This is a genomic window from Acinetobacter sp. YH12120 (assembly GCF_013418795.1).
Classification (GTDB): domain Bacteria; phylum Pseudomonadota; class Gammaproteobacteria; order Pseudomonadales; family Moraxellaceae; genus Acinetobacter; species Acinetobacter towneri.
In genome coordinates this window covers 81,549-105,149 of record NZ_VPBI01000009.1, presented here as the reverse complement: position 1 = coordinate 105,149, position 23,601 = coordinate 81,549, and the positions used below count along the sequence as shown (strand labels likewise).

Here is a 23,601-nt window from a genome sequence, read left to right as displayed (position 1 = left end):
AAGAGTGAACGTACAATCACGCCTAAAACCAGCCTTTACGCCCTTGCAATTGCCGATCTGCACAGCGAATGGCTTCCTGACTCAGTCCCCAAAGTCGATAATCACCAATTAAAGAACCTGCAGCAAAATTATGGGTATAGGCAAAACTGAGTTGACGGTCAGGATCACACCACGCGCCTGAACCATTAAAACCCATGTGTCCAAAACCGTGAGAGCGCTTACCCAAACTTAATACGCGGTGATAGCCCAATCGCCAATGCATCGGGATAGGCATAACCCGATCACGCTGCACATATTGCACTTGGCTCAATTTCTGAAAAACTTCAGGCTGAATCAATTGCTGACCTTGCCATGATCCACCCTGCGCCAACATGGCATAAATACGTGCCAAACTTTGTGCAGTAAATACACCATTGGCAGCAGGAATCACGGCTTGTAAGCCTGTATCACTAAAAAAACTAAAATTTTTCATGCCTTTGGGAATCATGCCATCCTGAAAGTCTTGCGGATTTTGCCCACTCCATGCAATGACTTTATCGAATATTGATACAGGACGTTTGCTCGATTTAGTTTGGCTTTGAACTTTAGCTGTCTGTTTATTTGTGGGTGATGTATCTGTTTGCGCTGATGTCACAGCAGTTTTAAATGGTCGCGCCACACGGGAAAGCTCAGACGCAGGCACACCAAAATAAGCCCCATCCAAAGCCAAAGATTCAACCAAGTATTGCTGCATCAATTCAGCCAATGTTTGACCTGTAGCTTTTTCTAAAATCCCACCGACCAGCCAGCCAAAAGTTAAAGGTTGATACGCTGCCTCACTTGCTACATCAAAACGTGGCTTGGCTTGAGCCAACACATCCAGCATGTGCGACCAATCTGCCATTTCAGTCGCATCGGCAATGATATTACGGATGTCATATAAACCACTTTGATGACTCAGCACATGCCTTAAGGTCATCAATGCTTTGCCATTTTGGGCGAATTCAGGCCAGTATATATAAATGGGAGTATCGTAATCGACCAGTCCTTGACTGACCAAAATATGTGCCAGTGTCGCTAATACACCTTTGCCTGTGGAATAACATACCGATAACGTATCGGCTTGCCAGTCTTCATCTGGCGACTTTTTACCTGTGTAAATATCGACGACTTTCTGACCTTGAAAGTACACCGCTAAAGCAGCCCCGCCCTGTTGGCTACGTGCATTTTGCAAACGGCTAAATTGCATCGCTAAATCATGAAATTCAGGCGCAACCCATCCACGATAATTTTCAGTTTCAGCAAAAATATAATCCTTTAAATGTTGCATCGTCCTGTTTATCTCGTTTTTCTTGTTAATAAAAGTTTAGCGCAAATAAAAAGCCCAAATTTAAATAATCTGGGCTTTCGATCATTGAATTAAAGCGCGGTGACAACACCTGTCACATGCGGTTTTTGGTTTTTACTGTTACGAATTAAAAAATCTGTATTTTTAGCGTCCGTTGCAGTTAAAAACTCAACTTTAGATGGCAAATACATAGGTAACTTAAACCACACATCGACTTCATAAGCATCTGGCAAAGTTAAACTAGATAAGGCTTTGGCTTTGCTCCACATGCCGTGCGCAATCGCTTGTTTAAAGCCAAATGCTTTTGCAGTAATCGCGTGGATATGAATTAAGTTAAAATCGCCAGACGTTAAAGCATAACGGCGACCTGTATTTTCAGAAATATCCCATTCAGCTTGAACGGCATAGTTTAGCGCTTTGCTTTCTGCAGGCTTTGCAGCAGCTTTAGTGGTGGTTTTTTGACGTGCTAAATACGTGGTCAAACCTTCCATCACCACCTCATTGCCTACTTTAACGGTGGTAATAAAATCAAACTGTACGCCTTTATCATGTGGTTGCAATTCACCAAATTTACATGACAAGGTCAGTTGTTCATTCAATCCAACTTTACGGCTTTGTTTAACTTGATTACGAATATGTACCAAGCCCAAAATTGCAAATGGAAATGCTTCTTGGGTCATCATGTGCATTTGCAGACTTTGTGACAATACAGCCAAATAAATTGCAGGAATATAGCCGTTATTTTTAAACCCTGTCACTGCGTTATAGGCTTTTAAATGCTTTTGATCGACCTTGAATGAATCCACCACATATTCAACTTGCGGCAGAACTTTTTCACCTTTTGGCTTTTTAAAAATTAAGCCCTGAATCACTTTTGGATAGGCTAAATAGGGTTTTGGAAGTTGACTAAAATGGCGAGTATTCATACTAAACCTTTGAGAAGTTTTTCTAATTTATTTAATGGAGTGCTCTCTCCCTCAGGGAGAGAGCTAGAGAGAGGGTTAATAATATACCCTTTCCCCCCTCCTAAATCCTCTCTAATAGGTAGAGGATTTAGTGTTAAGCCCCTAACAAGCTTTGACCACAAACACGTACCACGTTACCATTAATACCTGTCGATGCCGATGAAGCAAAGTAAGCAATGGTTTCTGCAACGTCTACAGGTAAACCACCCTGACTCATAGAGTTCATACGACGACCTGCTTCACGAATGGCAAAAGGAATTGCAGCAGTCATTTGCGTTTCAATAAAGCCCGGTGCAACCGCATTAATGGTGATACCGTTGTTTAAAACAGGTGCGGTAAATTTCACGACACCAATCACGCCAGCTTTAGATGCTGCATAGTTGGTTTGACCCAAGTTGCCTGCAATACCTGAAATTGAAGATACGCAAACGATACGACCATTGGCATTTAAACCATCATTTGCCAATAAGTAATCGTTCACACGCTCAATTGCAGACAAGTTGATGTTAATGACTAAATCCCAAAGCTCTGGTTTCATATTTGCCAAAGTTTTGTCACGGGTAATCCCCGCATTATGCACAATAATATCCAAACCACCTTGTGCAGCGGCAGCTGTTTTAATTTGCTCGCCTGCATCTGCAGCAGTAATGTCAATTGCTAGCGTTGAACCACCAATTTCAGCAGCAACACGGTCTAAATCTGCTTGTTGTTGTGGAACGTCTAGGCAAATAACGTGTGCACCATCACGTGCCAACACATGCGCAATCGCTTCACCAATACCACGGCTTGCACCTGTCACCACTGCAGTTTTACCTGCCAATGGTTTTGCCCAATCTACATCTACAGTTGCAGCACTCGACACACGAATCACCTGACCTGACACATAAGCAGAACGTGGTGAAATTGCAAAACGTAACGTAGATTCTAAGTTTGCTGCAGCACCTTGATCGACATAAATTAAGTTAGCCGCAATGCCTTTTTTAAATTCTTTGCCTACCGATTTTACAAAACCTTCCAAAGCGCGTTGTGCAATGGCTTTTTTCACACTGCCTGCAGTTTCTGGTGTAGTACCAATCACCACCACGCGACCAGAAGCCTGAATTTGACGTGCGATTGGGTTAAAGAACTCATAAAGCGCTTTTAATTGTTCAGAGTTTTCAATACCTGAAGCATCAAACACCACCACTTTAAATTTAGATTCTTTATCGCCTGGATTGAATGCACCTAAATTTAAGCCCACTTTTGCCGCAGCTTGTTGCAATTCTGCATTGTTACCTGCATAACTGTTGGCATGTACATTAGCTAAAACTTGTGCAATTGATGCAGACAAATCACTTGCAGGGGCTGCACCTAAAAGTACTGCACCTTTTACCACTGGTGTTGCAGACTCAAAACGATCTAAAAAAGTTGGGGATGGTAAACCCAAATTTTTAATGACAAATTTACCAATAGGAGATTTTGCAAATGTTTGGTATTGATCAGTCATGATTATTATCTCTCATAAATTCATTTTTTGATGGATTACACGATATCTTTTAACATCAATATGATGCCAAATGCCCACATTTCAATAGCGTTACCCGTTTGTGCTAAATCATACTTGAGTTAATTATCAGATGTCTTGACCTGAATGCATTCTGCAATGTCATTGTAGTCAATTCAGCTGTCATACTATTGTGCTAATGTACGCATCAAGTAGACCCTTAACATGCTTGGAAAAGCCTTATGAGCAAAACAACTCAAGAAAATCCAGCAGTGGAAAATTCTGCAACGGATTCTGTGTCAAATACATCAACTGCTAAACGTACAAGCAAAAGTAGCAACACTGCAACCCGTTCCAACACGAGTACGACAAAAACTACACGTACCCGCACGACTAGCCGTGCTAAAACAACTGCTTCAACGCAAACAAAAGCACCATCTAATACCAATACCTCTGTTCAACAGGATAAAATTATGAGCCAAAACACTGTTCGCCGCGTTGCTATTATCGGTGGTAACCGTATTCCATTCGCACGTTCTAATGGCGCTTACTTTACTGCATCTAATACAGATATGTTTACAGCAGCATTAAATGGTCTTGTTGAACGATTCAACTTACAAGGTCAGCGTTTGGGTGAAGTTGTTGCAGGTGCAGTGCTCAAACACAGCCGTGACTTTAACATGACTCGTGAGTGCGTACTCAATACTGCCCTTGCTCCTGAAACACCTGCTTACGATATACAACAAGCATGTGGTACTGGCTTGCAGGCTGCTTTTTTAGTTGCGAATAAAATTGCACTGGGTCAAATCGAGGTTGGTGTTGCAGGCGGTGTAGATACGACTTCTGACGCGCCAATCGCATTTGGCGATGGTTTGCGTAAAGCATTGCTTGAATTGAACATTGCAAAAACAGGTAAAGACCGCTTAAAAGCATTAACCAAAATCAACATTAAAGATTTAATGGATGCGCCACGTAACGGTGAACCACGCACAGGTTTATCAATGGGCGACCACCAAGCCATTACTACGTTGGAATGGGGCATCTCTCGTGAAGCGCAGGATGAGTTAGCAGCTTCATCTCACCAAAAAATGGCAGCCGCCTATGACGAAGGTTTCTTTGATGATCTCATCACGCCATTTTTAGGTTTAGAACGTGACAATAACTTACGTGCAGATTCTACTGTAGAAAAACTAGCGAAGTTAAAACCTGCTTTTGGTAAAGGTGATGCGCGTACCATGACTGCGGGTAACTCTACCCCACTTACCGATGGTGCATCATGTGTATTGCTTGCATCTGAAGAATGGGCAAAAGCCAACGGTCATGAAGTCTTAGCTTATTTGACTTTCCAAGAAACTGCAGCAGTTGATTTTGTAGGTAAAAAAGAAGGCTTATTGATGGCACCTGCGTACGCTGTTCCACGTATGCTTGAACGTGCTGGTTTAACATTACAAGACTTCGATTATTACGAAATTCACGAAGCGTTTGCATCTCAAGTCTTGTCGACCTTAAAAGCATGGGAAGATCCAAACTTCTGTAAAGAGCGTTTAGGTTTAGATGCACCTTTAGGATCAATTGATCGTAGCAAATTAAACGTTAAAGGTTCATCTTTGGCAGCAGGTCACCCATTTGCAGCAACAGGCGGACGTATTATTGCCACTGCGGCGAAACTTCTGAATCAAAAAGGTTCAGGTCGCGTATTGGTGTCAATCTGTGCAGCAGGCGGTCAAGGTGTAACAGCCATTATTGAAAAATAATTCTGCCTAGTTCCAATTTAGATAGCAATAAAAGCCACTTGATTCGCTCAGGTGGCTTTTTTATAGCGCTTAATTTATAGCAGCTCACTTTTAATTAGCTACTAGCGTTTTATCTGACTGAATGTTGCGGAGCATAACCCAATTTCGCTTCGATATGGTCATAACAATATTGAAAAATAAAGGTATAGAGCAAAATACTGAGCGTCATCAATAAATCAATCAAAATTGCCTGCAGCATGGATATTTCTAGTGCATACGCCACCATGGGAATAGTGGCGAGCATTAAGCCACCTTCAAAACCAATTGCGTGTAAAACGCGTATTTTAAAAGTTCTGTGTAGCTGGTGTTGCGCTTCAAACTTTTCAAAATAGTGATTAAACAACATATTCCACAGCACCGATGTCACCGCCATCGCAATGCCTAGACCACCTGTCACTTGCATTGGCATTTCAAACACATAACTTAATGCCAAAGCAATGATGACCAATAAAATCACTTCATAACTCAGGGCATGTACCCATCTTCTTTTGGAAATCAACATCTGCTTACTCAAATACTTACCCTTCCCCACTTATTTTATTTTCATTTAATTGACCAATCGAGTTAGAATCCATCAATAATATTGAAAGATAAAAGCCAACCTCTGTCATGAATATCAATCAAGATCAGCTGATTATTTTTATCACCGTCATGGAAACGGGTTCTTTTTCTGCAGCTGCACGCCAATTGGGCAAGGTGCCTTCGGCAATTAGTATGTCCATTGCTAATTTAGAAATTGATTTAGACCTAAAACTGTTTGAACGGATTGGGCGTGAACCTTTGCCTACCCCACAAGCGCAGAGTCTTTACGAAAAAAGCAAACAACTGCTCATAGAAATGAAGCAATGGAAACAACATGCTTTTGCGCTCAGTTCTGGGCTGGAAGCACACTTAAATATTGTGGTGGTGTCTGAATTACTACACACTCGCTGGACAGATTATATTGTGTTACTAGAACAGCAATTTCCTGAATTGCAGATCAATATTTTCTCTGCGCCACAAGAAGATGCACTGCATTTACTCATGACTCAAGCAGCGGACTTGGCCTTTATGTTTGAACGCGAACAATTACAAAGCAGTGAACAATTTGTGGAATTAAAACGTGAAATTTTAGTGCCTGTCGCTGCCCGACATTCACCGCTGGCTGAATCTGATCAAGTCAGTTTTGAACAGATTTTACAAAATCGGCAAATTGTAGTGGCGAGCCGTGATCGGCAGATTAAACCCGAGTTGTTATTTTCTAAGCACTATTGGCGTACCGATAATCATCATTCTGCCTGCAGTATGATTAAGCAGGGTTTAGGCTGGGGTGTCTTGCCCTTGGAAATGCTGAATGAACATCCTGAACTACAACACGAATTAAAAATTTTACAGCTGCTAGATTTCACCCCAAAATTTGAATATTTTGTCGATTTGGTCTGGAGCCGAGAACATCAATTGGGCGCTGCTGCTCATTTTTTGATTAATCACGTCCGAAATCTGAGAAAAACTGGTAAATAATCCACAAACCCGCTTGCTTGGTACTTGGGTTAAAAGCTGTTTGTGATATAACTGAATGTATAAGCAATAACCTAAGAACTAGATCTCGAATGACACAGACAGCCTTAAATCAACTAAAAAACTTAACCACCATTGTTGCAGATAGTAGTGACTTGGCTGCGATTGAAAAGTTTCGTCCTTTGGATGCGACCACCAACCCATCACTCATTACGGCGGCTGCAAATCAACCTGAAAATAAAGCGTTGATTGAAGCTGCATTTGAGCAAGCCAAAGCTGAAGGTTATATAAATGATCTATTGGTTGAGCGCAGCATTGATATTTTAACGGTCAAATTTGGTGTAGAAATTTTAAAGCTGATTGAAGGTCGTGTTTCGACTGAGGTAGATGCTTCTTTGTCTTATGACACTGATGCAACCATTGCCAAAGCCAAAGAACTTTTAGCACTGTACCAAGCTTATGGTGTTCATTCAGACCGCATTTTGATTAAGATTGCATCGACATGGGAAGGCATTCAAGCGGCGAAAGTGTTGGAAGCCGAAGGCATTCACACCAATTTAACCTTATTGTTTGGTTTACATCAGGCACATGCTTGTGCAGATGCCAAAGTGACGTTGATTTCACCATTTGTGGGTCGTATTTTAGATTGGTATAAAAAAGCTGAAAATGTCATGTACTACCCTATTGAAAAAGATCCGGGTGTACTTTCGGTGAAGAAAATTTATCAATTCTATAAACAGCATCAAGTACAAACTGAAATTATGGGCGCGAGTTTCCGTAGTATAGATCAGGTTTTGGCTTTAGCTGGTTGTGATTTATTGACCGTTGCACCAAATTTATTGGCAGAACTTGAAGCTGATGAACGAGAAGTCGCTGCAGCGTTATCGACCAATGGCATTCAAGTTCAAGCTGAACCACTGGCAGCAATTGAAAAGGAACAATTCAAAGCGCAACTTGAGGCAGATTTGATGGCGTTCCAATTGTTACAAGGCGGCATTGATGGCTTTATTAAAGCGCGTGAGCAACTTGCCACCCTATTACGCCAGTCTTTCGGCTTAGATGCAGAGATTAAAGCTTAAGCTTTAACCTATCCCAGTAAAATTCCAAAATTTTTACTAAGCCACAAAACCGATGTTGTTATACTGCAACATCGGTTTTTATTTAGGTGAGTTTGCGTGTTTGGTATTAGTGACCTCAGCACTTTTATAATTGGCACAACCTTAATTGTGCTCTTGCCTGGCCCAAACTCACTCTATGTCATGTCAGTGGCTTCACGCTTTGGGATACGCACAGGCTATGCAGCTGCTTTCGGTGTATTTACGGGTGATCTGATTTTAATTGTGTGCACCATTTTAGGGGCAGCCTCATTATTGCATGCTTTTCCATGGCTATTCACCTTATTAAAAGTAGTTGGTGCGCTCTACTTAGGCTATTTAGGTATTAAACTACTGATTGCAGCCTATAAAACATGGTTTCCACAAACCAGAACTTCGCACGCCAATCTTTCTACAACAGCAACGAGCAATACAACTGAACGGGTTCATCCCTACCGAACTGCTTTAATGATTAGCGTTATTAACCCAAAAGCAATTTTGTTTTATTTGTCTTTTTTTGTGCAATTCGTCAATCCTGATTACACCTACCCGATGCTGAGCTTTGCTGTTTTAGCCATCGTCCTACAAATCATTAGCATGGGTTATTTATCTATCTTGATTTTTTCAGGAGTCAAATTAGCCAGTTATTTCAATCAACGCTATAAAATTGCAGCCATTTGCGTTGCAAGCATTGGTATTTTGTTCTGCGGTTTTGGCTTTAGACTGGCAAGCTCAACGCTATAAAAAAAGTATAAAAAACACTTTTGACTATTTGTTCAAATGTGTATGATCTGTTCATAAATTATAGAAAATATGTCTAAGAAAGCATGCAAAAACTTTTAAATGACTTCTCTGTGCCTGCAGTATTTGCAGGTTTTATTACCTTCTTGGTCGGTATTAGTGTTTCCGCGGTTTTAGTCATTCAGGCAGCACAAATTTTAGGCGCAAGTGCTGAGCAAATCAGCTCTTGGTTTTGGGCGTTGGGTTTAGGTATTGGTCTAAGCGGGCTGATTTTATCTTGGAAATTTAAATATCCTGTGGCGACCTCATGGTCTACCGCAGGCTTGGCACTGATTATCGCCACGGGCAGCGGTTATAGCTTACACGAAGCAATTGGCGCATTTTTGTTTTGTGGCGTACTCACAGCAGTGCTTGGCTTTTTGGGTATTTTTGAAAAGGTACTGACTTATATTCCACAAAGCTTAACCAGCGCCATGTTGGCAGGTGTGCTGCTTAAATTTGGGATTGCCCTATTTACCAGTCTGCAAGAAGCATGGGCATTTATTTTGTCTTTATTGGCAGCCTATGTATTGGCAAAACGATTTAGCCCGCGTTATAGCATTGTTTTAACTGTATTGATTGGGGTCGCACTATGCCCAATCTTCTTGCAATTTCAAATGCCGAGTGTGCAATGGAGTATTGCACAACCAGTTTGGATGCAACCTGAATTAAGTTGGTCTGCTATTTTAGGTTTAGCCCTGCCTTTGTTTGTCATTAATATGGCATCGCAATATTTACCCGGTCTTGCCATGATCAAAAGCTATGGTTTTAACCCAAATGTACGTCACTTAATTGGTTGGACAGGCACAGCACAAGCTATTTTTGCACCATTTGGATGTTTTAGTGTCAATATCGCATCCATCAGTGCTGCGATTAGCTTAGATGATCAATCGCATCCCGATGCCAGTAAGCGCTATATTGCGGGAATTAGCTGCGGTTTGTTTTATATCTTGATGGGGATCTTTGCTGCAACGCTCACCAGTTTGTTGATGTCATTCCCAGCTGTTTTTATTACTGCTTTGGCAGGAATTGCACTGCTTGGCACTATTGGACACAACATCGCCCTCGCCTTTCAGCACGTTGCAGAGCGTGAAGCCGCTTTATTGACCTTTTTATTTAGTGCTTCTGGGGTGCAGTTTTTTGGTATTGGTTCTGCATTTTGGGGACTGATTTTTGGTTGTGTGGTTTTGGCAGTTTTAAAGTTTAAACAAAGCAAAAGCTAAATAACTTAAGCAGTTAAAAAACACTTTTTCTGAAGCATCGTATTGATTTATTGTATGCGCGATACATTAGGGTCTGCTGTGCTTCGGATAAATTCTACTGTTTTAGCAAAAGTTTGCTGGCTTTCTTTTTGGTGCATAAAAAATTGATATTCGTGAATTAACCATGCTTTTGTATCTGGATAAAATGCTGTCGTCACAGGAATCTGCTGTTGCTGTAAAGCATGCAGCATCGGCATAGATTGAGTTTCTGTTAAAAAGTCTTTGTTACCACCACTGATAAATACCGCAGGATAGTTTGCCGTTAAATGTTGAATAGGCGAAATATTCTTCAGAAATTCACTGTCCTGTTTCCGATCTCCCGTGTAAGCCTGCACCAAATTATAAACACCCCACTCTACGATATTCATTTCATCTGGCGCAGTTTCAACAAACGCTTTTAGATCATAAATCCCGCAGTGCAAAATCAGCCCTTTAAGTTGTTTGTGCTGAATAGTCGGTTGTAAATTAGACTGCTGTGCAAATGCAGGATTACTCAATAATTCGGCATAATGGCTAGCTAAATTCGCCCCTGCAGAATCACCTGCCAAATATAATTGTTGTGGATTAAGCTGATACTTTTCTGCATGTTGCGTGATGTAATTTAAAGCCTGATCAATTTGTTGCAACTGAGTAGGATAAGTTGCATGCGGGGCGAATTGATATTGTACTGCAATTACATTAAAGCCCTGCGCGGCTAATAATTTAAAATAGCCACGTGCATGTGCTTTTGAGCCCGCAATCCAGCCACCACCATGAATCCAGACAATTGTCGGGCGTGCGGCTAAATCTTGCAATTGACTGTTTTGATACAAGTCAAAACTCAAATTAGGCTGCGTTGCATACACAATATCATGTTGCACTTGTATATTTTTGGGTGCATAGCGATCCATGATTTTCTGCTGCAAGCCTGTGGTGAGATTAAATGCACTAGCAATGATTCGACTGTTCTGCTGCGTGGTTTGACAAGCACTTAACAACATAAAACACAGCAACATCCAAATTATTTTCAAACCACATTTCCCTCAAGATTCATACGCCCAATTCAAACCCAAGTAATTTAAAATTAAATTATGAAGGTCTATTTATTTTTGCAAATTTAGCATCTTATTTTATCGTATAGCTTTGCCGTTGAGTTGAGTAAATTCATCATCTTCAGCTTATCTTTTCTTTCAGCAAATTTGGCGGGTAATTAAATGAATTATCAATCTTTTTTCAGATTTTAAATTGAACCTATATAGACTATATGCTATCAATAAAGTGTAAGGCGAATAATCATAATTTCTGGAGTTACCCGCATGTCGTACCAAAATATTTTAGTCCCTGTAGATGGTTCACAAATTTCTTTTTCAGCGGTCAAACATGCAGCTGAAATTGCCAAAGTATTTAACAGTAAACTCACCTTAATTAGCCTTGTTGCGGAAGACCCATTTACTGATTCTGACTTTTACTATAATTATTCATCTGCCATTATGAAAGAATACTTTGTGCAAGCGACAGCCAATGCACAAAAGGCATTAAAAGAAGCAGATGAAATTGCGAAAGCAGTGGGTGTAAATGCAGAAACTCGCGTGGTTGAGGGTTTGGTATCTGCTGAAGGTGTAATCAAAACTGCGAAAGACTTAAATGCCGATGTGATTGTGATGGGTTCACATGGTCGTAAAGGTTTCCAAAAATTATTATTGGGTAGCTTTGCCACAGACGTATTACGTCATACAGAATTACCTGTGCTTGTAGTTAAAGCTTAATCACTATTTTAAGCCATATTTTCATCATAAATTTTTAATAAGGATTTGCCATGACAACTTATAAACACTTACTTGTTCCAGTAGATGAGTCACCTATGTCTTATGCTGCAGCCGAACAAGCACTTTCATTGGCAAAAGATCTAAATTGCCCTGTTACTATTATGAGTGTAATTGCAGTTGATCCTTTTGTAGGCGTGGACTTCTACAAAGTTGCACCAGCAATTACCGATTATTTCATGCAGGCTGAACAAAATGCACAAAATCGTTTGGCTGAAATTCAGCAATCCTTTAGCCGTGAAGGTATTTCGGTAGATACCAAAATTATCCGCGGTGTTGCAGCCTCTGAAGGGATTGTACAAATTGCCAATGAAATTGGTGCTGACCTGATTATTATGGGTTCGCATGGCCGTACTGGAGTGAAAAAGATGATGCTCGGTAGCGTTGCCCAAAACGTACTGACTCAGTCTCCTGTTCCTGTTTTGATTGTTAAGGTTTAATTCATTACCAACTGTGCTCTGCCACAGTAAAAGATAAAATAAAAAAATCCCGTTCGCCAATGAACGGGATTTTTCTGGATAAAACTTTTAAAAGCTTTTCTAAATTACATATTATGCAATCCAGTTTAGCTAGGTTGAATATTCATTTCAGACCAAAACTTAATTAACCCGATGCGGTAAACGGAACATTTCATGCGTATCGGTATAAAAACTGCGACCATCTAAATTCAGTTCAATTTCCTGACCACATTCCAACAACACATGTTTTCCGACTTCGACCCATTTAAAACCATCACGGGTATTTTGCTTTTTCTTTGATGCCACCAAAGACACCATAATTTCGCGACCATTCACTGCTTTCGCAAGCATTGTTTGCATTTTTTTCAATATTTACACCAATTCATTTATAACTTACAAATCAAGCTCAAATTAAAATTTTGAGCATAGTTTTTAATACAACAACATTCATCACACTTAATTTGCAGTGCATAGAAAATAAATGCAGCACAGCATGATGATGAATAACTACGAGAGAATAGAGATATTTTTATTGTACAAGTTATATTATAACATAGATTTAAAGTCTTTGCAGCATGGACTACAAAGTTGTAAAGATAAACTTAATAAAACAAAAATTTCTTAATCAAACCTTAATCATTTTCGTGAGATAATCTACCCCAGACACAATGGATGGTGTTTGATCGCACAAGCCCACTTCGGTGGGTTTCTTATTAGGCTAACTAAATAACGATAACAAACTTTATCTTTCTGACGTTTATCTTCTGATTTTTTATCTACAAATTTCAAAAATAAAAAAGAGTATGGATTTTTTTAACCCATACTCTTTGTGTGCGACTACGCTACTCCATTAGCGCATAGTCACAAATTCTTCTGCAGCAGTTGGATGAATTGCGACAGTATTGTCAAAATCTTGCTTGGTCGCGCCCATTTTGACCGCGACTGCAAAACCTTGCAAAATTTCATCCATGCCATAGCCAATACCATGCACGCCCACGACTTTCTGTTCATCACCAACGCAGACCAATTTCATTTTAGACACTTGACGATGCTGAGTTACAGCCGTGTACATTGAGGTAAAAGAAGATTGATAGACTTTGACCTGATCTTGCCCAAACTGTTCAATGGCTTGCGCTTCACTTAAACCCACCGTACCAATAGGCGGATGACTAAAGACCACCGTGGCAACATTTTGATAATCTAAATATTCATTTGGTTTGTGATTGAATAAACGTTCAGACAATTTACGTCCTGCGGCAACAGCAACGGGTGTCAGCTCAATTTTTCCAATAATATCGCCCACCGCATAAATACCTGCTTGGCTGGTATTTTGGAATTGATCTACTGCGATATATCCTTTTTCATCAATCTGCACATTTGCAGCAGCCAAGTTCAATGCTTGTGTATTTGGTTTACGTCCAACTGCCCAAATCAGACAATCGACCTCATGCTGTGAACCATCTTCAAGATGTAATAACAAAGACTGATCCGCTTGGCGAGTGACTTTCTTTGGAATGGCTTGCGTATGCACTTGGATATGTTCATCACGCATACATTCAAGTAATGTTTCACCTAAAAATTGATCTAAACTACGCAGCGGCAATTGTTTACGAATAAACAATCCAACTTCTGAACCCAACCCATTTAAAACACCTGCTAACTCTACGGCAATATAACCCGAACCGACAATTGCCGTGCGTTTTGGTAATTGTTGCAATTCAAAGAAACCGTTTGAATCAATTCCTAGCTCTGCCCCTTCAATATCTGGACGTGTTGGCTCAGTTCCTGTGGCTATTAAAATGTGATCTGCAGTGTATTGCTGCTGATTTACTTCAACTGTTTTTTCATTTACAAAACGAGCAAAGCCCTGAATCACATCAACATTGTTTTTAGCTAAACCTGATTGATACGATGCATGGATACGCTGAATATAAGCTTGACGATTTTGAATTAACGTATTCCAATCATGCGATTTTAATTCAGTATTAAAACCATAATCTGGGCCGTATTTTTGAATAGCATCGGCGATTTGCGCAGAATACCACATCACTTTTTTAGGCACACACCCCACATTGACACAAGTCCCGCCCAAATCTGCAACTTCAATTAATGCACATTTTTTACCATATTGCGCCGCGCGATTGGCCGAAGCAATACCACCACTTCCTGCCCCAATTACCAAATAGTCATAATGTTTAGCCATTTCATGCCTCAATTTTTCGTGATTTTTTTAGATACTCATCTGCAGAAATTCAGCGCAGAAAAACATTCATTTTCATCAAAACTAACACATAAAACTGCATTTCCCAAGTCAGCCATATTGTCTAAATACACAAAATCGACACACTGTCATTCAATTGATTTCACTGCCAATAAAACTGACTATTCACTTAAATTTTACGCTTTTAAGGCTATAATATAAATTTGATTTTTTATCATTGGGGTCAATGTGAAGCAGTGGGTTTACGTTCTGATATGTAGCTTTATCACTTTCGGCTGTTCCCCATCCCAACCGTCAGATCAAGCCCCAAGCATGTTTGATGAACTCGATCTCATCAATACCAAAATGAATGAAATCTTGCTTCGCGATTTAGATAACTATTCTGCAGATGAGCGCAAACATATTATTTGTGAAGAATATACGCAGATTTACAAACATGAATATATGCCAATTGTACTTAAAAATTCTAAACCTGAAGATCGGCAATATAACGAGAAAAATTACATGCTGAATTAAATGAAACTTACACCAACTATAAAAATGAATATCAAATTCGCTGTGACTAAGCTAGATTATTTTTAATGTATTCCAGCCACAAAAAAGCCATTTCAACGAATTGATGAAATGGCTTTTAGTTTTTTAACTTAAACCTCTAACATACTATTTAGGGTTTCAACCACGTTTTTAGATTTCACCACAGACTGCAAATTTAGCAACGCTGCTTGCACTTGGTTACGTTGTGGCTCTGCCAAAGTGTACCAACGCGACAACACCTGCAATAAACGCGAACCTACAATTGGGTTTTTCTCATCTAAATACTTGGCTAAGTCAATAAAATGCTGAACACCAAAACTCCATGTATTCACAGGGTTGCTATTTAAACCACCACTGACTGAACGAATACGGTTAGGTGTACCCAAATCATAATCAGGATGTGCAGTTAAAGCCTGAATGGTTTCAGCTGTCGCTTTTGGATGTGAAGCTTGAACCATAAACCATTGATCAAGTGCTAAAGCTTCATCTTTAAAACGTGTATAAAAATCTTCCAAAGCAGCTTTGGCTTGCGGTGCATCATTCCACACCAAGACACGCAATGCCCCTAAACGCTCAGACATATTTCGAGTTGTTTGGTATTGCTGCTTTGCCAGCTCAAACGCTTCGGCATCGCCCTGACGTGCCATTAACGCCAACATGATATTCTTTAAAGCACGTACACCCATTGCCTGAGAGAAATCTTGCTGCATGTCTGGATCAAGGCTTAAATAGGTTTCTTTGCAGAATGCACCAAGTTCGCGCGCCAATGTATCTAACAGCGCATTGCGTTGTTGCTGAATTTTTTCAGGTTGATAATTTTGATCAATACGGCTGCCCAAATAGCCTTCAGAAGGTACATCAAAAATACGTGATGCCAACAAAGGATCTTTTTCAATTAAAGCAGGTACTGTATTTTTCATGGCTTGCAAATAAGTATCTGCTGCATGTTCTTCCAATAAAATACGTTCCAATAGAGTCTGAGTCGCCTGCCACTGGTTAAAGCCATTGGTTTCGTGCTGCATTAAAAATGCCAATTCATCATTAGAATAGTTAAATTCTAAATTCACAGGTGCAGAAAAATTACGCAATAAAGAAACAACGGGATGCGCAGTTATACCGCTAAATTCAATACTTGCTTGTGCCTGATCAAACAAATACACACCATCTTTTACTGAGTTTTCAACCAAAGCTTCAGACTGCAAAATATATTGCTCGCCTGTTTCTGCATTGAACAATGCCAATGCAACAGGAATAGGCAATGCTTTTAAGTTTGGATATTTGGCATTGCTTTTCAGACTTTGTTTTAAATTTAAACGATAAACCTGCGCAGCCGCATCGTATTCGCCCTGCACTTCAAGCTTTGGTGTGCCTGGTTGATTGTACCAAGTCAGGAAATTAGATAAATCGACACCTGAACCTGCGCTTAAAGCATTGACCCAATCTTCAACCGTGACTGCTTGTCCATCATGACGACGGAAATATTCATCACTACCTTTACGGAATTTTTCTTTACCGAGTAAAGTCGACATCATGCGGTTAATTTCCGCACCTTTTTCATAGACTGTTGCGGTATAGAAGTTATTAATTTCTACAAAATGATCTGGACGTGGCGGGTGCGATAACGGGCCAGAATCTTCGGGGAATTGATGTGCTTTGAGCACCGCCACATCATCAATACGCTGTACTGCGGCAGACTGTAAATCTTCAGAGAAAGATTGGTCACGGAACACCGTTAAACCTTCTTTTAAACACAACTGGAACCAATCGCGGCAAGTAATACGGTTACCTGTCCAGTTATGAAAATATTCATGCGCAATCACGGACTGTACGCGCATAATTGCGGCATCTGTGGTGTATTCTTCATCGGCCAATACACATGACGTATTGAAAATATTCAGACCTTTATTTTCCATTGCGCCCATATTGAAGGCACTGGTCGCCACAATCATATAATTATCTAAATCATACGGCAGACCATAGTGTTCTTCATCCCAACGCATCGAATGTTTTAACGCTTGCATAGCAATTTTGCATTTTGGAATGTCTTTTTCTTCTGCATAAATTTCCAGTGCAACATTACGCCCTTCAGATGTCACATAATGGTCTTTCATGACTGCCAAATCGCCAATCACACAAGCAAATAAATAGCTTGGCTTTTTGGTCGGGTCTTGCCAAATCGCATAATGACGACCTTCGCCTGCTTCACCTGTTTCTAACAAGTTGCCGTTTGCCAATAACACAGGATATTTTTTATCGGCTTCAACACGTGTGGTAAATACCGACAATACGTCTGGGCGGTCAGGATAGAAGGTAATTTTACGGAAACCTTCAGGCTCGTTTTGGGTAACAAATAAATCAGAACTTGCCTGATATAAGCCTTCAAGTTGCGTATTGCTTTCAGGATGAATGATCACGATGGTTTCTAACGTGACTTGATCAGGTGCATTTGCAATGCGAAGCTGCTCACTATCTAATTGATAGTCACTTTCCGATAATTCCGTGCCATTCAAAATAATAGATTTCAATTCTAAATCACGGCCCAATAACACCAAATCGCCTGCAGTCTGACGCTGCATTTTCAATGTTGCACCCACTTGGGTGTAATCTGCATAGACTTGAATATCTAGCTCTACAGCATCTACCAAGAATGAAGGTTTTTGATAGTCTTTTAAATAGATAGTTTGGCTGGCTTCAACCATAGGATTTGCTGCAATATTCATCTTGTCCTCATTCTTTGTGGCGATGCGCTTGTTTTTGTAAAGTTGCAATGATCATACGACAACTTTCAACATCTGTCTGCACACAATCTATTTCAGTCTTATTCAACAATGCTGATTTATATGGGCGCTCAACCCAAGCTTTTCAATCCTATCTGGATTAATCCTGTACAAGTAACATAAAAGCAGACTGTTTAAATCAATACCTGTATTGCTATTACGCGTAAATTTAATATTTTGATATGCAACTTCACTTCAAATACGACCAACACAGGCTAATTTTGATGATGATCAAAAGCACAGAAGCTTCCACTTTTCAGTACACAAGCCATGTATAATGACATATCACGATTTACTTGAGCTTCTATTTCACAATGCTACAAATTCTGCAAAAACAATTAGATGAAAGCACATTATGCCCTTTGTGTCAGGCATCTATGTATTGGGTAGAAGCAGAACAATATGAGCAGGAATTAAATTTTCACCAATGTAGTCATTGTGAACATCGCATCTTTCAAAATAGCCAACAACAAAACTGTCATTGCGCAAGCTGTACCCAACAACGCAAAAAAATCATGGCGGAAACCCGCTTGCAAGAACAACAAAAATTCAAAAAACAGGATGCACCTGAACGCGAATTAAATCAGCTGCGTTTTATAGATAAATTATTTTTATTGAGTATTTTAGATCAGCATGCACAGGAACATATTCCACATGAAGAATTTATAGATTGGGAAAAAATCAAGTATTTAAATATTACCCCCAACTATTTTTTCCAGCACGGCATGATCAAACATTTGCTAAAAGAGCAAATATTAATTGCCAAAGATTTTGCGGAAAATGCGCAGCAATATTATATCAATGTCCGTTTAGATGGTTATTCTGAACCAAGCTTATTCAGCATTGCACAACAATTACGTTATTGGTTTTATGAAAATCTGAGTATGGGCACACCGTTCAAAACAGCAGATGAAGTCAAAGATGCGCTGTATTTATTGCTGTATCAAGAGATTGTGCAGTTTATGCAATTTTATTGTCGGACTTGGGGAATACAAATTGCGGGCAACCATAGTTTTCAGAGCTTTTGCTACCGACTTTTAGATGTCTTGGCGGTTGGACAAATTTATTACTTGGTGCAAACTGCTTTGGAATTTTTATACCAACAAAAAGCACTCAAACCGCGTAATGAAAACTTTATTAATACCAATTTACTGAAAAAGACTGTGCAGCAATACCGAGAACGGTCAGTGGCTGAAAAATGGGAGACCTCTACCCTGCCACGCCCGCCTAATTTGCCTTTCAGCTATATGAGCGAAATTTTATTCTTCCGCTTTTTGGGTTATGACGAAAGGATTTTCTTTCAACCTGTGTGGCGTTCTTGGCGAAAAATTGAAGCACGACTTAAATTTTATTCACTTAAACGCTGTATGCACTGCGGATCGGATGAACTGACTGTCGATTATGACGCAGAAAATTATGTGTCCTTATTTTGTCGCAACTGCAAACATCAAGATCATTATTTCACTCAATAAAACTTTGGTGAAGATGATGGTTACACCCCATCACTGCCCAAATTCATCATCTACTGCAGTATAGAGTCAACAGGATACGTACAGAGGATTACAGTTTTTCGATGTGATAAGCACCTAATCCACTTTTCTGTTTAGTGCTAAATTGAGTGCCGTTTCAGATAAAGTTTTACCGTCTAATTTACAAATACACATAATGCCCCAACCATCAAAATAATCAGGCGCGTGCTGCAAAAAGAAATTGGAATGTACATCTTGCGGAATTCTCAAATGCATCAGTTGCTCAAAACTTCGTGCTGGAGAATGAGTTTCATGCACATATACGCCTTCACCGCGCTTTTGAATTTCAGGATACCGTGCCGCCATAAGCTGCAAAACTTCATGATATTCCTTAGGCATAGTTTTCCCGACTCTTGGGAAAAAACTTTTAGAACGCGAAGCAAACAAAGAATAAATCTTCGGTTGATTAATGCTAATCACAAACCACAATGGAATAAATGGATTTTTTAAGCGTCGATTCAACATGGCTTTGACTGCACTTGGAATCGTCAAATTTTGTTTTTGATATTCAGACAAAAAACCCGCTCGTGAATTGACCACATGCATAGGCTGTTCATTATAATGAATCAAAATAAAAGGAATAACATTTTGCCCAACCACTTGATCTCGATCATGATATTGAATAACCGTGACTGCGATTGCATCGGGGTCATAAACAAAGGCTTTAAATTCTTCTAAACTCGAATTTGGAAAGATTTTTTGATCGAATTGATAAATTTTTTCAAAAAAATACGATTGCTGCTGCATTGAAAGCGCTTTAAAGTCAAAAACTGTTTCTATTAAATTCATAAAAACAACCCAGTTTCATATTTAAAGAGAGACGCAAAATTTTTTTAATTGGTCAATGCATTAATAATATGACACATTTTAATTACATAATTTTACAATCATTATAGTAAGTTATTAAAAAATATCCAATTTCATTAAAATTAAAACTAAGTAGTTCATTTCAATAAAGTTTTTACCAAAAATTATAATTAAAATTGAATACCAGCATTAATCCATTATATTTTGTGACGCAGTTTACATTATTTTATGACGAACGGTATTGATAGGCAAATTTATATTGTTTTAATAAGTTAAATCCTAATTTATTTCATAGCTTACGCCCCTATTTTTAAAATCAGCTAGGCAAGCTGAAATATCACAATCTATGCTGTTTTAAATGTCATTCATTATTAGATTGAAATTTTACACATAAAAATAAGGGCTGAATAATCAGCCCTTATTTGATCTTGCTTATCGCTCAACACTCGAACAAATCATAGATTTGCTCTTGCGTTTGCTTTTCCTAACTTAGGTCAACTGAGCAGCAGCAATTTTCTTGGTGTCTACATTCGCAGCAGCGTCTGTGTAGCTTTCCATCTGGTCAAAGTTCAAGTACTTGTAGATGTCAGCAGACATGCTGTCGATTTGAGAAGCGTACTGTTGGTATTCTTCTGGTGTTGGTAACTTACCAAGTACCGCTGCAACAGATGCAAGCTCAGCAGAAGCTAAGTAAACGTTTGCACCTTGACCTAAACGGTTCGGGAAGTTACGTGTAGAAGTAGATACTACAGTTGTGTTCGGTGCTACACGTGCTTGGTTACCCATACATAATGAACAACCTGGCATTTCTGTACGCGCACCCGCTTTACCATAAGTGTTGTAGAAGCCTTCTTCCATAAGTTGACGCTCGTCCATACGAGTTGGAGGCGCTAACCATAGACGAGTAGATAAAGAACCACCAGGAACTTTGTCTAATAACTTACCAGCAGCACGGAAGTGGCCGATGTTTGTCATACAAGAACCGATGAACACTTCATCAATTTTGTCACCTTGAACGTCAGAAAGAAGTTTTGCATCATCTGGGTCGTTCGGGCAGCAAAGGATTGGTTCTTTGATGTCTGCAAGGTCAATTTCATACACTTTAGTGTATTCAGCGTCAGCATCAGCTTTAAGAAGTGATGGGTTCGCTAACCATTTTTCCATGTTCTCAACACGACGAGCCATAGTACGCGCATCGCCATAACCTTCAGAAATCATCCACTTAAGCATGGTGATGTTTGAACGAAGGTATTCAGCAACTTTCTCTTCAGAAAGTGTGATAGAACAACCTGCAGCTGAACGCTCAGCAGAAGCATCAGACAATTCAAATGCTTGTTCAACTGTTAAGTCAGTTTCCATTTCTGTTAAGTCGATTTCTAAGATACGACCAGAGAAGATGTTTTTCTTACCTTTCTTCTCTACAGTTAAGTCACCTTCTTTAATTGCGTAGTAAGGAATCGCATGTACAAGGTCACGTAAAGTGATACCAGGCTGCATTTTACCTTTGAACTTCACAAGTACAGACTCAGGCATGTCAAGTGGCATAACACCAGTTGCTGCAGCGAACGCTACAAGACCAGAACCCGCTGGGAAAGAAATACCAATTGGGAAACGAGTATGCGAGTCACCACCAGTACCTACTGTATCTGGAAGAAGCATACGGTTTAACCAAGAGTGGATAATACCGTCACCTGGACGTAAAGAAACACCACCACGGTTCATGATGAAGTCAGGAAGCGTGTGTTGCATTTGAACGTCAACTGGTTTTGGATACGCAGCTGTGTGACAGAAAGATTGCATTACTAAGTCTGCAGAGAAACCTAAACAAGCTAAATCTTTTAATTCGTCACGTGTCATTGGACCTGTTGTATCTTGAGAACCAACAGTAGTCATCTTAGGTTCGCAGTAAGTACCTGGACGAACACCTTGACCTTCTGGAAGACCACAAGCGCGACCTACCATTTTTTGAGCTTGAGTGAAGCCTTTGCCTGTGTTTTCAGGTTGTACTGGAGTACGGAACAATGTAGATGGTGCAAGACCTAAAGCTTCACGCGCTTTAGCAGTCAAACCACGACCAACGATCAAGTTAATACGACCACCAGCACGTACTTCGTCTAGAAGCACTGGAGTTTTAAGTTCAGATTCAGCGATTTGCGCGCCGTCTTTGAACGCTGTTACTTTAGCAGCAGCATGGTCGATCTTAAGAGTGATTTCATCACCCATGTTCATGTTAGAAACGTCGATTTCTACAGGTAAAGCACCCGCATCTTCCATTGTGTTAAAGAAGATTGGCGCGATTTTACCGCCTAAGCAGTAGCCGCCATCTTTTTTGTTTGGAATGTGCGCAATTTCGTCACCGAAGAACCAAAGTACAGAGTTAGTTGCAGACTTACGAGAAGAACCTGTACCTACAACGTCACCCACGTAAGCAACTTGGTTGCCTTTCGCGATTAAGTCTTTGATTTGGTTTAATGGACCAACTTCACCAGGAACTTCTGGGTTGATACCATCACGTACGTTTTTCAACATTGCATTTGCGTGCAATGGAATGTCTGGACGGCTCCATGCGTCTTGTGCAGGTGACAAGTCGTCAGTGTTAGTTTCGCCAGTTACTTTGAAAACTGTAAGTTTGATTTCTTCAGGTACATCTTTACGGCTAGTGAACCATTCAGCATCAGCCCAAGATTGTAAAACTGCTTTCGCGTTTTCGTTACCTGCTTTTGCTTTGTCTGCTACGTCATGGAACGCATCAAATACAAGCAAAGTGTTTTTCAATGCATCAGCAGCTAAGCCAGATAATTCTGCATTGTCTAAAAGCTCAACTAAAGGTGCTACGTTGTAACCACCAAGCATAGTACCTAGTAAGTAAACAGCACGCTCTTTAGAAACGAGTGGAGAGGTTGCTTCACCTTTTGCTACAGCAGCTAAGAAAGCAGCTTTAACGTATGCCGCTTGGTCAACACCTGCAGGTACACGGTTTTCAATCAAATCAACCAAATAAGCTTCTTCGCCTGCTGGTGGATTTTTTAATAATTCAACTAATGCAGCTGTTTGCACATCATCAAGTGGCTTCGGTGGGACTCCGAGTGCGGCACGTTCTTCAACGTGTTGGCGGTAAGCTTCTAGCACGGTGTTATTCCTCTTTTTTAAAAAATTATTTGTGAATTCCTGCTTTTAAAGCATCACAAACAATATGGACTGCAAAATTTTACTAAACTTCCGGTTAAAAGTTAATGCAACTAGAGTGTTTCTTTGTGATGCCCATTATTTTA

Annotated in this window: 19 protein-coding genes; 9 read left to right on the top strand and 10 right to left on the bottom strand. The window is 39.9% G+C overall.

Annotated elements, in window-relative coordinates; all coding sequences use genetic code 11:
- Nucleotides 1–22: 22 nt before the first annotated feature.
- The 3 genes from FTU58_RS08000 to FTU58_RS07990 form a co-directional block, all read right to left on the bottom strand.
- Nucleotides 23–1,228 carry a serine hydrolase domain-containing protein gene (locus tag FTU58_RS08000; RefSeq protein WP_373886006.1) on the bottom strand — a complete coding sequence of 402 codons (1,206 nt, stop codon included), beginning with the start codon at nucleotides 1,226–1,228 and terminating at the stop codon, nucleotides 23–25.
- Between the two features lie 170 nt (nucleotides 1,229–1,398).
- A complete protein-coding gene (locus FTU58_RS07995) occupies nucleotides 1,399–2,253 on the bottom strand; it encodes a MaoC/PaaZ C-terminal domain-containing protein (RefSeq protein WP_131260931.1) in 855 nt (284 codons plus the stop codon).
- A gap of 133 nt (nucleotides 2,254–2,386) precedes the next feature.
- Nucleotides 2,387–3,778: a 3-oxoacyl-ACP reductase gene (locus tag FTU58_RS07990; RefSeq protein WP_180062308.1), complete on the bottom strand. Its 1,392-nt coding sequence runs from the start codon at nucleotides 3,776–3,778 to the stop codon at nucleotides 2,387–2,389.
- Nucleotides 3,779–4,017: 239 nt separating this feature from the next.
- Here FTU58_RS07990 and FTU58_RS07985 point away from each other — a divergent pair, with 239 nt between their 5' ends.
- Entirely contained in the window at nucleotides 4,018–5,529 is a 1,512-nt protein-coding gene (locus FTU58_RS07985) for an acetyl-CoA C-acetyltransferase (protein WP_104852102.1), read from the top strand.
- Between the two features lie 109 nt (nucleotides 5,530–5,638).
- Here the strand turns inward: FTU58_RS07985 and aceI are convergent, their stop codons facing one another.
- The gene (gene aceI, locus FTU58_RS07980) at nucleotides 5,639–6,070 is read right to left on the bottom strand and encodes a chlorhexidine efflux PACE transporter AceI (protein ID WP_179996420.1); all 432 of its coding nucleotides are present in this window, start codon (nucleotides 6,068–6,070) and stop codon (nucleotides 5,639–5,641) included.
- A 107-nt stretch (nucleotides 6,071–6,177) separates the two neighbouring features.
- Here aceI and FTU58_RS07975 point away from each other — a divergent pair, with 107 nt between their 5' ends.
- The 4 genes from FTU58_RS07975 (at nucleotide 6,178) to FTU58_RS07960 (ending at nucleotide 10,162) form a co-directional block, all read left to right on the top strand.
- Nucleotides 6,178–7,068 carry a LysR family transcriptional regulator gene (locus FTU58_RS07975; protein ID WP_004973259.1) on the top strand — a complete coding sequence of 297 codons (891 nt, stop codon included), beginning with the start codon at nucleotides 6,178–6,180 and terminating at the stop codon, nucleotides 7,066–7,068.
- A gap of 89 nt (nucleotides 7,069–7,157) precedes the next feature.
- Nucleotides 7,158–8,144 (top strand): transaldolase, encoded by a 987-nt coding sequence (gene tal / locus FTU58_RS07970; RefSeq protein ID WP_180062307.1) that lies wholly within the window; start codon nucleotides 7,158–7,160, stop codon nucleotides 8,142–8,144.
- A gap of 96 nt (nucleotides 8,145–8,240) precedes the next feature.
- Complete coding sequence (leuE, locus tag FTU58_RS07965) at nucleotides 8,241–8,903, top strand: leucine efflux protein LeuE (protein ID WP_004973255.1); 663 nt, start codon at nucleotides 8,241–8,243, stop codon at nucleotides 8,901–8,903.
- Nucleotides 8,904–8,986: 83 nt separating this feature from the next.
- Nucleotides 8,987–10,162 carry a benzoate/H(+) symporter BenE family transporter gene (locus FTU58_RS07960; protein WP_178318669.1) on the top strand — a complete coding sequence of 392 codons (1,176 nt, stop codon included), beginning with the start codon at nucleotides 8,987–8,989 and terminating at the stop codon, nucleotides 10,160–10,162.
- A gap of 47 nt (nucleotides 10,163–10,209) precedes the next feature.
- On the opposite strand, the gene FTU58_RS07955 is transcribed toward FTU58_RS07960, so the two are convergent.
- Nucleotides 10,210–11,181 (bottom strand): alpha/beta hydrolase, encoded by a 972-nt coding sequence (locus FTU58_RS07955; protein ID WP_179990798.1) that lies wholly within the window; start codon nucleotides 11,179–11,181, stop codon nucleotides 10,210–10,212.
- 315 nt (nucleotides 11,182–11,496) lie between these two features.
- Here FTU58_RS07955 and FTU58_RS07950 point away from each other — a divergent pair, with 315 nt between their 5' ends.
- Nucleotides 11,497–11,946 (top strand): universal stress protein, encoded by a 450-nt coding sequence (locus tag FTU58_RS07950; protein WP_004973248.1) that lies wholly within the window; start codon nucleotides 11,497–11,499, stop codon nucleotides 11,944–11,946.
- Nucleotides 11,947–11,996: 50 nt separating this feature from the next.
- Complete coding sequence (locus FTU58_RS07945) at nucleotides 11,997–12,443, top strand: universal stress protein (RefSeq protein WP_004973247.1); 447 nt, start codon at nucleotides 11,997–11,999, stop codon at nucleotides 12,441–12,443.
- A gap of 159 nt (nucleotides 12,444–12,602) precedes the next feature.
- On the opposite strand, the gene FTU58_RS07940 is transcribed toward FTU58_RS07945, so the two are convergent.
- Entirely contained in the window at nucleotides 12,603–12,821 is a 219-nt protein-coding gene (locus tag FTU58_RS07940) for a hypothetical protein (protein WP_004973244.1), read from the bottom strand.
- A gap of 490 nt (nucleotides 12,822–13,311) precedes the next feature.
- On the bottom strand, nucleotides 13,312–14,664 hold the full coding sequence (gene gorA / locus FTU58_RS07935; RefSeq protein ID WP_096900890.1) for a glutathione-disulfide reductase: 1,353 nt from the start codon (nucleotides 14,662–14,664) through the stop codon (nucleotides 13,312–13,314).
- Nucleotides 14,665–14,910: 246 nt separating this feature from the next.
- Here gorA and FTU58_RS07930 point away from each other — a divergent pair, with 246 nt between their 5' ends.
- Nucleotides 14,911–15,198: a hypothetical protein gene (locus FTU58_RS07930; RefSeq protein ID WP_179997369.1), complete on the top strand. Its 288-nt coding sequence runs from the start codon at nucleotides 14,911–14,913 to the stop codon at nucleotides 15,196–15,198.
- A gap of 128 nt (nucleotides 15,199–15,326) precedes the next feature.
- Here FTU58_RS07930 and pepN read toward each other — a convergent pair whose 3' ends face one another.
- Nucleotides 15,327–17,936 (bottom strand): aminopeptidase N, encoded by a 2,610-nt coding sequence (pepN, locus tag FTU58_RS07925; RefSeq protein WP_131260801.1) that lies wholly within the window; start codon nucleotides 17,934–17,936, stop codon nucleotides 15,327–15,329.
- A gap of 371 nt (nucleotides 17,937–18,307) precedes the next feature.
- Here pepN and FTU58_RS07920 point away from each other — a divergent pair, with 371 nt between their 5' ends.
- Entirely contained in the window at nucleotides 18,308–19,465 is a 1,158-nt protein-coding gene (locus tag FTU58_RS07920; RefSeq protein WP_004973232.1) for a hypothetical protein, read from the top strand.
- Nucleotides 19,466–19,579: 114 nt separating this feature from the next.
- On the opposite strand, the gene FTU58_RS07915 is transcribed toward FTU58_RS07920, so the two are convergent.
- Nucleotides 19,580–20,311 (bottom strand): hypothetical protein, encoded by a 732-nt coding sequence (locus FTU58_RS07915; RefSeq protein WP_004973230.1) that lies wholly within the window; start codon nucleotides 20,309–20,311, stop codon nucleotides 19,580–19,582.
- Between the two features lie 507 nt (nucleotides 20,312–20,818).
- Entirely contained in the window at nucleotides 20,819–23,458 is a 2,640-nt protein-coding gene (locus FTU58_RS07910; protein ID WP_180062306.1) for a bifunctional aconitate hydratase 2/2-methylisocitrate dehydratase, read from the bottom strand.
- Nucleotides 23,459–23,601 lie beyond the last annotated feature (143 nt).